The sequence below is a fragment of the Phyllobacterium sp. T2-21 genome (genome assembly GCF_055378485.1).
In genome coordinates this window covers 163,990-175,944 of sequence record NZ_AP027915.1, presented here as the reverse complement: position 1 = coordinate 175,944, position 11,955 = coordinate 163,990, and the positions used below count along the sequence as shown (strand labels likewise).

The following is an 11,955-nucleotide window of genomic DNA, read 5'->3' as shown; positions in this document are numbered from 1 at the left end:
TGGAACATGAAAAAGATACTTCTCGCAGGAACAATCCTGATGACGGCCGGCGGCCTTGCTCAGGCCCGTGACATCAATGTCGCGCAAAGCTCGGATATTCGCAGCAACGTCCCCGGCGTCAACCGCGACGGCAACACCGACTCCGTCATATTTCATCTGGTGGAAGGGCTGGTGGGCTATACGGAGAACGGCGATGTGAAGCCGCTTCTCGCCCAATCCGTCAATGTGTCGGCGGACGGTCTGACCTATACATTCCCGTTGCGCGACAATGTAAAGTTCCACAATGGCGACCCGCTGACCGCCGCCGATGTCGTGTGGAACTGGAACCGCTATATGGCAGAGGACACCAAGTGGACCTGCCGCGCCGATTTCGACGGCAGCCGAACCGTCAAGGTCACCGGCATCGAGGCCGTCGACGCCCATACCGTCGCCATGAAGATCGCATCGCCTTCGGCGGTGTTCCTCGGCCTGATGGCACGGCCGGAATGCGGCTACACCGGCATCATCAGCCCGAAGTCGGTGGCGGCCGACGGCAGTTTCGTCGCTCCCATCGGCACGGGGCCGTTCAAGTGGGGTGAATGGAAGCGCGGCGAATATGTCCGTCTGGCAAAGTTCGACCAGTATGTATCACCGCCGAACGACGGCAAGCCGGATGGCATGGTTGGTTCCAAGCGCCCCCTGGTGGACGGCGTAAAATTCACGGCGGTTCCCGATGCATCCACGGTCAAGGCAGGCCTGCTGTCAGGCGCGCTGGATGCGGCGGAAGTGCCCGCCGATCTCGTCCCCGAACTGAAGGACAATGGTGCGATCCAGCTGATCATGAAGCGCAACAACGGCAAGAACCTTCTCTACATCCAGACCCGCGATCCGGTGCTGAGCAAAGCAGGCGTTCGCCGCGCTATGGCCGCAGCCCTCGATCTCGACGATCTGGTCGGGGCCGTTTCCAACGGCACCGGCGCTGCGAATGCCTCCATGGTGTCGCTGGACTCGATCTACTATTCCGACGTGCAGAAGAAGCGGATTGCCCCCGATCTTGAAAAGGCCAAGAAAGAGCTCGCCGAATCCGGCTACAAGGGCGAAGTCATCAAGATCATTGCAAACAAGCGCGGCAATGTTCCGAGCTATCCCGTCGCCGTGGTTGCCCAGGCCATGATGCAGCAGGTTGGCCTCAACGTGCAGATCGAAGTTCTGGATTACGCCACCCAGGTCGACCGCCGCCGCAGCGGCAACTACCAGGTGATCTCGCAGTCGGTGACGCCGCGCCTCGATCCCGCGCTGATGTACAGTTTCTATGTCGGCAACAAGGACAAGAACGCCTCTCTCATGTGGGACAACGCCAAGGCGATCGCGCTGATGGATGCGGCCTACCGGGAAGCCGACCAAGGCAAGCGTCAGACCATCTTCGACCAGTTTCACGAGCTCATGCTGCAGGATGTGCCGGGTATTTTTCTCTATGACCTGATGGATCTCTGGGGTGCGTCGAAGAAGGTGCATGGCACGCCCGTATGGCAGTCGAATGCACGGGTTTGGGAAGTATCGCTCGACGATTAATTCGAAGGTTTGTTTGCGGGCGTTCGTGCCCGGACATTGAACAACCAAAGGGAAGACATGATGACCACCAAGCAAACTGTTGCAGCCATTGCTGCAACTGTCGACCGGTTGCAGCCTGAATTTGCTGCAATGAGCGACGCCATCTGGGACTATGCGGAGTTGAGTTTTTCGGAACACCAGTCTGCGCAGACGCAGATTGCCATGCTGGAGAAGCACGGCTTTCGCATCGAGCGGGAGATCGCCGATATCGAAACCGCCTTCATCGGCGAGTCCGGTCATGGCAAGCCGGTCATCGCCTTTCTCGGTGAATTCGACGCCCTTGCCGGATTGAGCCAGAAGGCGGGTATCGCCGTCGAGCAACCGGAGAAATCCGGGGGCACGGGGCATGGATGCGGGCACAATCTGCTCGGTACCGGCTCGATGCTGGCCGCAGTCGCCCTGGCGAAGCACCTGGCGGAGAACAACTTGCCGGGCACCATCCGCTATTACGGCTGTCCCGGCGAAGAGGGCGGCTCGGGAAAAACATTCATGGCCCGCGCCGGTGCCTTCGATGATGTGGACACCGCGCTGACATGGCACCCTGCGCCGTTCAACGGTGTGCGTTCCACCAACAATCTGGCGGTGCTGGAGATCTACTATCGTTTCAAGGGTGTGGCCGCGCACGCTTCCAATGGCGCCCATCTCGGCCGCAGCGCGCTCGATGCGCTGGAACTGATGAATGTCGGCGTCAATTTCCTGCGCGAGCACATGCCGCAGGATTGCCGTGTCCACTACGCCATCACGGACGCCGGCGGGAAAGCCGCCAACGTGGTTCAATCCCGCACCGAAGCGCTCTATCTCGTGCGCGCGCCGGAACTGCCTGTGGCGCTTGATCTGGCGGCGCGCGTTGACCGGATCGCCAAAGGCGCGGCGATGATGACGGATACGGAGGTCGAAATCGTGTTCGACCGGGCGGCAACAAACCTTCTGCCGAACATCACCCTCGAAAGTGCAATCCACGCCAATATGGTCGATCTTGGTCCGGTCCCGTTTGACGACAAGGATGTCACCTTTGCCCAGGAGATACAGAACACGCTGACACCGGAGGCCATCAAAAGCAGCGTCCGGCTCTATCAGATCAAGAAGGACGTGTTCCTCAACGGCAAGGTCGACGGTTCTAGCCCGCTGCATCTCGGGCTGCGCGACTTTGAAGGCGAATCGCATTTCCGCGCCGGTTCGACCGACGTCGGCGACGTCAGCTGGGTCACGCCGACCGCACAGTGCTGGGCACCCGCATGGGCCATCGGCACCGCCCCGCACACCTGGCAGGTGGTGGCGCAGGGCAAGAGCCCGGCAGCGCACAAGGCTTTTGCCCATGCGGCAAAGTCCCTGGCTTCGACCGGCCTTGATCTCATTCTCAATCCCGGCCTTCTGGCCCAGGCTAAAGCGGAGTGGCTGGAAAAAACCGAAGGACGCCCCTATCAATGCCCGATTCCGGCACATATCGGGCCGAAGATCGACCGTCCCTAGAACCCGGCCATCCATGGCTGTTTGGCGGGGACACTTCGTGGCCTCGTGTCACCGCCAGTACATTGCTCTGGAAGTTATGCTACAATTGCCGTAGAGGTTCTGGCGCAACAGGACCATCACAGGCCCGTGTTGGAGGAAAGACACTACACCGCCGACCTCGGCATAAAAGATCGTGAACTTGAATGCCTGCAGCCGATATAGCCGCCGAAGCGCCCGCAACCATCGCGACACTCCTGAGCTTTGGTCTCGTTGGTTTTGGGTCTCTGGCATTGCTTGAGAAGTTCATCCCGGTCATCCCCTCCTATGTCCTCTTCATGCTTCTGGGCATGACAGTGCCCGATGGCAGCGGCCTGGGTCTGGCGATTCTGGTCACGACAATCGGCTCCGCTGCCGGGGCATTGGGCTGGTTTGCCCTAGGATGGCTGCTCGGGCCGGAGCGAGCAAAGGCTATCGTCGCACGTTACGGCCGCTATGTTTTCCTCAAACCTGCCTTCTACGAGCGGTTGACCAATTCGTACCGCAGCAATCATTTCTGGGTAACGTTGACCGGACAGGTCATTCCCACCGTCCGTATTTACCTCGCGCTGCCGGCTGGCGTTCTGCGGCTGGATCCGCGCGCGTTCACCCTGGCCACAGCGGTCGGCACGTTCCTGTGGAACACGCCGTTTCTTTGCCTTGGCTATGCGCTGCGCGGAACCCCCTACGACCCCATTCATGTCGGCTTCTGGGCATCCGTCGTCTTGTTCATTGCCGAGGGCTCGATCATCCTGTTTTTCAGCCTTCGCCGAAAGCGCCGCACCAGCCAAAGTTAATATCTGGTCCCGATGCGCTCCGGCACAGGCTCGGTACAGACAACGACATGAGGGCAATATCGTACCATGCGTGACCATGCACACGCTTCCACCGTTGAAACCGTGGTCACTGCCATTACCGCGCGCGTCCGCTCAGGCAATCTGGCGCCAGGCCAGCGCCTGACGGAAAGCGAATTCACCCAGCGCCTCGGTGTATCGAGGTCGACGGTCCGGGAAGCCTTTCAGCGCCTGGCTTCCGACGGACTCCTCGCCTTCGAGCCCAATCGCGGGGTCACGGTCAGACAATTGTCGCGCAAGGGCGTGGATCAGCTGTTTCAGGTTCGCGGGGCGCTCGAGGTCTTGGCGGTTCGTTTGGCCGCTCCTGTCATCCTGGCAGAACCGGCAAAACTCCAGACCTTGCAGATGCAGCTGGACGATGCGGTTTCCGGCGGCGATATGCAGCGATTCTCGGATCTGAACCAAGAGTTTCACGGCTTGTTCGTGACACGCGCCGGCAATGCGCTTCTGGCGGAAACCCTGCGACGCCTCAACAACTCCATCTACTGGCTGCAGTTCCGCATGCTGGTTCACCGCCAGGAGGTGTTGAATTCCAATGCCCAGCATCAGGCGTTGGTGAGGGCCGTTCTTGACGGACAGGTGCAGCGCGCCGAGGCCATCATGCTCGACCATATCGAGGCGTCGCGCGCACTCATACAGTCGCTGACCGACGACCATTTCACCGCTGACTAGGAATAAAGGCCAGCCTCCTACACGAAGAGGGATTGCTTCGCGAGAATTGTCTGACAATATAAGCGGACAATATGCGAGGATTTTTACCATGAGCGAAGCCAAGCCCACGGCCTACCAACCCATTCCCCTGCCGGACTATCAGGAATTGCCCGTCGACCTCATGCGCCGCAATGCGCTTGATTTCTACGAGGAAATTCGCCGCCGTCATACCGTGCGGGATTTCGATACAAGGCCAGTGCCCCGGGATATCATCGAAAGCTGCCTGCTTGCGGCGGGAACGGCACCCAATGGTGCCAATCATCAGCCATGGCATTTTGCGGTCATCGGCAATCCCGACATCAAGCGGCAGATTCGCGTTGCTGCGGAAGAAGAGGAGCAGGCCTTCTATGCCGGCCGCGCCGGTGAAGAATGGCTCGAAGCCCTGGCACCGTTGGGAACCGACAGCAGCAAACCCTTTCTCGAAGACGCTCCCTGGCTTATCTGCATATTTGGCGAGCGAAAGAGCCGCTCTGCCGACGGGGTATTGCGCAAAAATTATTACGTGCCGGAATCGGTCAACATCGCAACCGGCTTTCTCATCGCAGCACTGCACAAAGCCGGGTTGGCCATGCTGACCCACACACCCAACCCCATGGGATTCCTGAACGAGATTTGCGGTCGTCCCGCACAGGACAAACCCTATATCATGATGGTTGTAGGTTACCCCAGCCCCGGCGCCACCATTCCGGCGCATGCGACGGAAAAACGGCGGCTGGAGGATATCGCAACTTTTCTATGATCCCATTCGGATCGGGCTAGGACGCCTTCTGCTGGCGATGCCATTTTGACTGCAGAATGAACCAGAGATCCGGCATGATGCCGAGCGAACGCTCGATGCGCACGGCGATGTCGAGCGTGATGGGGTGTTGGCCGGCGATGATCGCGTCGATGGTTTCCACGGGAATGTCCGCGGCCCGGGCGAATCTCTCGCGTGAAAGCCCATGCGATCCGATACAGGCCGCCAGATGCTCGCCGGGATGGACGGCCCAGTGCGGATTCCATTGATCAGTTGTGGCGCGCATTTTCGTCACCGATTCCGTTTCGCTTCGGTGAAGAATTCCTACCAGTGCCTCATGTCAGACCGATGTAAAAAACATGGCTTCAAAGTGGCAAGTTGTGAACAAAAGTTTCAGCCGCAACACGTCTGATTCCAAGGGGTTAGCCCTTACGTACATGCCCACAATTTGAGCAGAAACATAAATGCTCAAAATACCATCTTGACGTCATCGGAAAAATACCGTCGACTGAACCAATATCACAATTGGTCCGGACCAATACCGTATGGCAAGCAACCAGTCCCAGGAAAACTCGAACTACGCGCTTGACCGGTTGCGCCGGCTTCTCGCATCCGACGAATTCGGAAAAGACGGCAAATTGCCAACCGAACGCGCGCTGTCGGAATCACTCGGCGTCAGCCGCCGCTCGGTCCGGCGGGCACTGGAAGTGCTGGAGGCTGAAGGCCGGATATGGCGCAGGCAGGGTCATGGCACATTTGCCGGGCGCGAACCTGATAGCTGGGGCGAGCATGTCGACACCATCATCGCCGGCACGAACTTCATGGAAATCATGGAGGTCCGCTTGAGGATAGAACCGCAGCTGGCACAGCTCGCGGCCATGCGGGCCAAGAAAACCGACATCGACCGCATGCGTGAACTGGCGCTGAAATCGCGCGAAAGCCAGGATGCCGACTCGCATGAGCTGTGGGATGGATCGCTGCATCGGCAAATTGCCCAGAGTGCCGGCAACCAGTTTTTTCTGACCATCTTCGATGTGGTCAACCGGGTGCGCCAGGATGAAGCCTGGCAGATCATCCGTGAGCGCGCGCGCAGCGGCAACAACGCCGCGGTGACATCCTTTGACCACCACTCAGCCATCATCGATGCGATCGAATCCCGCGACCCGCTGAGGGCGGGCGAAGCCATGCGCCAGCACTTGCTGATGCTGCAGGAATGGCTGATCCGCCTGACATCGCTGGACGGATTTGAAACGAAACAGCCCGGATAAGTGCCGCAAGCACAGACCACCATCGCGATAAGGACCGGAAGATAACCGGCCATCAACACGGAACAAACAAGCGGATTTGACCGCTCTGATGAAAAGAGGAGAACTTCAATGCAAAAGACCAGACTTCTTGCAAGCCTGCTAGCCGGTATTCTCATTGCTGTGCCTGCGGGTGCCAGCGAATTGCGTATCGGCCTTCAGGACGATGCCGATGTCCTCGACCCGGCACAGTCGCGCACCTTCGTCGGCCGTATCGTCTATACGGCCCTGTGCGACAAGCTGGTCGATGTCAGCCCGACACTCGAGATCGTGCCGCAGCTGGCGACGGACTGGAAATGGTCGGATGACGGTTCCGAATTGACCATGAACCTGCGCAAGGACGTGGTTTTCCACGACGAGACGCCGTTCAATGCCGCTGCTGTCGTCGCCAATATCCAGCGCTCGCAGACATTGCCGGAATCCCGCCGCAAGAGCGAATTGTCTTCCGTGAAGAATGTTGAGGCAACGGGCGACTATCAGGTCAAATTCACCCTCAAAAGCCCTGATGCATCCCTGCTTGCCCAGCTGTCGGATCGCAGCGGCATGATGGTTTCGCCAAAAGCCGCGGCGGAACTGGGGGCAAACCTCGGCAGCAAACCGGTCTGTTCCGGTCCCTTCAAGTTTGTCGAGCGCGTGCAGCAGGACCGCATCGTGCTCGAAAAATTTCCGCACTACTGGAATGCGGCCAACGTCTTTATCGACAAAGTGACGTTCCTGCCGATCCCGGACTCGACCGTACGTCTCGCCAATCTGCAGTCCGGCGATCTCGATATGCTGGAACGGCTCGCCGCCACGGACGCTGCGGCGGTGAAAGCGGACTCGAAACTCACCTATGCCGATGCGATCGGTGTCGGATATCTGGCCATGATCGCCAATGTGGGCAATGGGCCGCTCGCCGACAATCCGTTCGGCAAGGACAAGCGGCTGCGGCAGGCCTTCTCGCTCGCCATTGACCGCGAAGCTGTCAATCAGGTTGTTTATGAAGGCACGTCGGTTGCCGGCAACCAGCCCTTCCCGCCCAACAGCCCCTGGTATGACAAGGACATTCCTGTACCGGCCCGGGATGTCGAAAAGGCCAAGGCCCTGATGAAAGAGGCTGGGTTTGCAACGCTCGACATAGAATTTGCAACCCCGAACAATCCGGTGACCATGCAGAGAATGCAGGTCATCCAATCGATGGTTGCGGAGGCCGGGTTTAACGTCAAACTGAAGGCAACGGAGTTCGCAACGCTCCAGTCGGAACTACCAGCCGGAAAATTCCAGTTTGGCCATGCCGATTGGTCCGGACGTGTTGATCCCGATGGCAATCTGCGCGAGTTTGTCACCTGCAAGGGTGCCATCAATGATGCCAAGTACTGCAATCCTGAAGTGGACACCCTTCTCAACGCGGCCCGCAGTTCCACGGATAACGCCGCGCGCAAGCAGAAATACGATGCGGCGGCGCGGATTCTCAATGACGATCTGCCCATCATCTATCTTGGTCATCAGGCATGGATCTGGGCTCTCAAGAAGAACGTCACAGGCTTTGTCCCCTCCCCTGATGGCATGATCCGCCTGCAGGGCGTCAAGAAGAGCTAACGAAACGGCTTGAAGCGAAGCTGCAATGTTCTGCAGCTTCGCCGCCAGGCGATGCGTCAGGATTTTCAGCCCATGTATACCTACATCGGAAAGCGGCTTCTGCTGGCCATACCGACACTGATCATCATATCGATCTTTGCATTTTCGCTGCAAAAGCTGCTGCCGGGCGACCCGATCCTGGCCATGGCCGGTGAAGAACGCGATCCGCAGGTGCTTGAACTCCTGCGCGCCAAATACCGCCTGAACGACCCAGTCATCGTCCAGTATTTCTATTGGGTCGGCTCCGCCCTCAGGGGCGATTTCGGCATATCCCTGCGGACCAACCAGCCTGTTCTTTCCCTGATTGCCGAAAAGCTGCCGGTGACCATCCAACTGGCCGTCATGGCCATGACGTTCGCCTTGGCCATCGGCGTGCCCATCGGAATAATAGCGGCGGTCAGGAAGAATACTGCCGTCGACTACATCGCCAATGTCGTCGCGCTCTCCGGCCTGTCCGTACCCAATTTCTGGATGGGCATCATGCTCATCCTGCTCGTGTCGGTGAAACTGGGCTGGCTTCCCGCATCGGGTTACGAACCGTTCTTCAAGGACCCGCTGCGGTCGCTGCAGACAATGATCATGCCGGCCTTCGTTCTCGGGCTGGCACTGGCAGCAACTCTCATGCGCCACACCCGGTCGTCCATGCTGACGGTCCTGAGTGCCGATTACATCCGCACGGCCCGGGCCAAGGGCGTTTCCGAACGATCCGTTATCCTGAGGCACACCTTCCGCAATGCGCTTCTTCCCATCATCACCATGACCGCGCTTCTCTTTGGTGAGCTGCTGGCGGGCGCCGTGCTGACGGAACAGATCTTTACCATTCCCGGTTTCGGCAAACTGATCGTCGATGCGGTTTTCAACCGGGATTACGCGGTTGTCCAGGGCGTTGTCCTGTGTACCGGGGCTGGCTTCATCCTGATGAATCTCGTCGCCGACGTGCTTTCCATCCTGCTCAACCCGAGAATGAGGGCCACGCTATGACGATGCAGCAGGCAATACCGGCAGCGCCCCAGCAAAGCCGTTCAGGCAACCGTGCATGGAAGAAACTGAAGGCGAACAGGAGCGCCCTCGCCGGGCTTCTGATTATCAGCGTTTTCCTGGTCCTCGCCGTCACGGCGCCACTCTTGCCCATAGCGGATCCCGTCGCCACCAGCTGGTCGGCCATCCGCAAGGCTCCCTCCGCCGCACACTGGCTGGGAACCGACGATATCGGCCGGGACATTCTTTCGCGCATGATCTGGGGCGCCCGCGCCTCGCTGATGGCCGGTGTATTCTCCGTGGGCATCGCCGTTGCAGTCGGTGTGCCGCTCGGGCTGATATCCGGTTATTTCGGCGGCTGGATCGACATCATCATTTCGCGCATCACCGAGGCATTCCTTGCCATGCCGTTCCTCATCACGGCCATTGCGCTGGCCGCCTTTCTCGGACCAAGCCTTGGCAATGCGATGATCGCCATCGGATTTTCCGCCATGCCGCTTTTTGTCCGGCTGACCCGCGGACAGGTGCTGACCGTGAAAACCGAAGACTATGTGGAAGGGGCGCGCTCCGTTGGGCTCGGGTACTACCGGATCATCACCCGCTACATCCTGCCAAACGTATTCTCGCCGCTGCTCGTACAGGCGAGCCTGACCATCGCGACCGCCATCATTGCCGAGGCCAGCCTGTCCTTCCTCGGACTTGGGCAGCAGCCCCCCGCGCCCAGCTGGGGTTCGATGCTCAATGTCGCCAAGAACTTCCTCTCCCAGGCACCCTGGATGGCCATGTGGCCGGGTGCCGCTATCTTTCTCGTTGTTATCGGTTTCAATCTTCTTGGCGACGGCCTGCGCGACGCCCTCGATCCGCGCGAAGCATAATATCTGAAAGGACAATGCAATGACCCGTTTCACCACCCGGCCCGAGATTCTTGGAACCTTTGGCGTTGTGACATCGACCCACTGGATCGCCACCGCCGTTGGTATGAGCATTCTGGAAAAGGGGGGCAACGCGTTTGATGCAGCCGTGGCGACAGGCATGGTTCTGCAGGTGGTGGAGCCGCATCTGAACGGCGCAGGCGGTGACATGCCGGCAGTCTTCTACTCAAAGAAGAAGAACAAGGTCGAAGTCATCTGCGCACAGGGACCGGCGCCGGCAGGCGCGACAATCGACCATTACAAGCGTGAAGGTCTGGACCTGATCCCCGGCGATGGCCTGCTGGCCACCGTCATACCCGGCGCATTCGATGGCTGGATGCTGATGCTGCGCGACTATGGCACGATGTCGGTACGGGACGTGCTGGAACCGGCGATCTACTACGCCGAGAATGGTCATCCGGTTCTGCCGCGTGTCGCCGCGACCATCAGCGGTTTGGGCGAATTCTTCCGCAAGGAGTGGCCGACCTCCTTCGCCACATGGCTGCCGGGCGGCACGGCACCGGCGCCGCACGCCAATTTCAGGAACCCCGTTCTTGCAGCAACCTGGAAACGCATCATTGCCGAAGCGGAAAGTAGGAAGGAGCGCGAAAGCCAGATCGAGGCAGCGCGCGATGCGTTTTATCGCGGCTTCGTTGCCGAGCATATTGCAGACTATCTGCACAGCGCCGAAGTCATGGATGCCAGCGGCAGTCGCCACAGGGGAGTCCTGACCGCTGACGATATGGCGAACTGGCACGCAACGATCGAAGCACCGCAAACCTACGATTACCACGGCTGGACCGTTGCCAAGACAGGCCCATGGGGCCAGGGACCCGCCCTGCTGCAATCGCTTGCGCTGCTGAAAGGCTTTGACATTGCGGCCATGGACCCAAATGGCGCGGAGTTCGTCCACACGGTGGTCGAGGTGATGAAACTCGCCTATGCGGACCGGGAGGTCTACTACGGCGATCCAAAGCATGCCGACGTGCCGATAGACCATCTCCTGTCTGATGCCTATACGGATGAGCGCCGCAAGCTGATCACGGGAGAAGCCTCCCGCACGCTTCAACCCGGCAGGATACCCGGCTTTGACGCGCAGTATGACCTGACCATGCATATGTTGAAAGGCATGGGCGGCGGCGTTGTCTATGAGCCGACCATGGCGCACCTGTCGGAAAAGCGCGGGGATACGGTCCATATCGACGTGATCGACCGCGAGGGCAATCTGGTCTCCGTCACGCCGTCCGGCGGCTGGCTGCAATCCTCGCCCATCATTCCCGGTCTCGGCTTCTGTCTCAACTCGCGCGCGCAGATGTTCTGGCTGCGGGAGGGCCTGCCGACATCGCTTGCGCCCGGCAAGCGGCCCCGCACGACGCTTACCCCCACCATCGCCCTTTTCGAAGGACGGCCGGCCATGGCCTTCGGCACCCCCGGCGGCGACCAGCAGGACCAATGGCAGCTGCCGTTCTTCCTGCGCCACATCCATCACGGCCTCAACCTGCAGGAAGCAATCGACCAGCCGCTGTTCCACACGGCGCATTTCCCAAGCTCCTTCTATCCGCGCACGAGCGAGCTTGGAAACATCACCATCGAGACCAGTATCGGAACGGATGCGTTGAACGCACTCAAGCAGAAGGGCCACCTGATCACCCCCGCAGACCCATGGACCGTGGGCCGCCTGACCGCGGCGAAACGCGAAGCGGACGGGCTGTTGCGTGCCGCTGCCACCCCGCGCCTGATGCAGGCCTATGCGGCGGGACGCTGACAGG

At 59.7% G+C, this 11,955-nt stretch carries 11 protein-coding genes; 10 read left to right on the top strand and 1 reads right to left on the bottom strand.

Annotation, left to right across the window (positions count from 1 at the left end):
- The first annotated feature begins 6 nt into the window (after nt 1-6).
- The 5 genes from ACZ5FP_RS22945 (at nt 7) to ACZ5FP_RS22925 (ending at nt 5,379) form a co-directional block, all read left to right on the top strand.
- Complete coding sequence (locus tag ACZ5FP_RS22945; protein ID WP_464664776.1) at nt 7-1,551, top strand: ABC transporter substrate-binding protein; 1,545 nt, start codon at nt 7-9, stop codon at nt 1,549-1,551.
- A 57-nt stretch (nt 1,552-1,608) separates the two neighbouring features.
- Nucleotides 1,609-3,060: a M20 family metallopeptidase gene (locus ACZ5FP_RS22940; protein ID WP_464664775.1), complete on the top strand. Its 1,452-nt coding sequence runs from the start codon at nt 1,609-1,611 to the stop codon at nt 3,058-3,060.
- 182 nt (nt 3,061-3,242) lie between these two features.
- Nucleotides 3,243-3,872 carry a DedA family protein gene (locus ACZ5FP_RS22935; protein WP_464664774.1) on the top strand — a complete coding sequence of 210 codons (630 nt, stop codon included), beginning with the start codon at nt 3,243-3,245 and terminating at the stop codon, nt 3,870-3,872.
- A 66-nt stretch (nt 3,873-3,938) separates the two neighbouring features.
- Nucleotides 3,939-4,601, top strand: coding sequence for a GntR family transcriptional regulator (locus ACZ5FP_RS22930; RefSeq protein ID WP_464664773.1), 663 nt, complete (start codon nt 3,939-3,941; stop codon nt 4,599-4,601).
- A gap of 88 nt (nt 4,602-4,689) precedes the next feature.
- A complete protein-coding gene (locus tag ACZ5FP_RS22925; protein ID WP_464664772.1) occupies nt 4,690-5,379 on the top strand; it encodes a nitroreductase family protein in 690 nt (229 codons plus the stop codon).
- 16 nt (nt 5,380-5,395) lie between these two features.
- Here ACZ5FP_RS22925 and ACZ5FP_RS22920 read toward each other — a convergent pair whose 3' ends face one another.
- The gene (locus tag ACZ5FP_RS22920) at nt 5,396-5,662 is read right to left on the bottom strand and encodes a HigA family addiction module antitoxin (RefSeq protein WP_223614676.1); all 267 of its coding nucleotides are present in this window, start codon (nt 5,660-5,662) and stop codon (nt 5,396-5,398) included.
- A gap of 259 nt (nt 5,663-5,921) precedes the next feature.
- On the opposite strand from ACZ5FP_RS22920, the gene ACZ5FP_RS22915 reads away from it, so the two are divergent.
- The 5 genes from ACZ5FP_RS22915 (at nt 5,922) to ACZ5FP_RS22895 (ending at nt 11,951) form a co-directional block, all read left to right on the top strand.
- A complete protein-coding gene (locus ACZ5FP_RS22915) occupies nt 5,922-6,644 on the top strand; it encodes a FadR/GntR family transcriptional regulator (RefSeq protein ID WP_464664771.1) in 723 nt (240 codons plus the stop codon).
- Between the two features lie 108 nt (nt 6,645-6,752).
- Nucleotides 6,753-8,258: an ABC transporter substrate-binding protein gene (locus ACZ5FP_RS22910; RefSeq protein ID WP_464664770.1), complete on the top strand. Its 1,506-nt coding sequence runs from the start codon at nt 6,753-6,755 to the stop codon at nt 8,256-8,258.
- A gap of 72 nt (nt 8,259-8,330) precedes the next feature.
- Nucleotides 8,331-9,278 carry an ABC transporter permease gene (locus tag ACZ5FP_RS22905; RefSeq protein WP_464664769.1) on the top strand — a complete coding sequence of 316 codons (948 nt, stop codon included), beginning with the start codon at nt 8,331-8,333 and terminating at the stop codon, nt 9,276-9,278.
- Between the two features lie 2 nt (nt 9,279-9,280).
- Nucleotides 9,281-10,150: an ABC transporter permease gene (locus ACZ5FP_RS22900; protein ID WP_464664849.1), complete on the top strand. Its 870-nt coding sequence runs from the start codon at nt 9,281-9,283 to the stop codon at nt 10,148-10,150.
- 19 nt (nt 10,151-10,169) lie between these two features.
- The gene (locus ACZ5FP_RS22895; RefSeq protein WP_464664768.1) at nt 10,170-11,951 is read left to right on the top strand and encodes a gamma-glutamyltransferase family protein; all 1,782 of its coding nucleotides are present in this window, start codon (nt 10,170-10,172) and stop codon (nt 11,949-11,951) included.
- Nucleotides 11,952-11,955 lie beyond the last annotated feature (4 nt).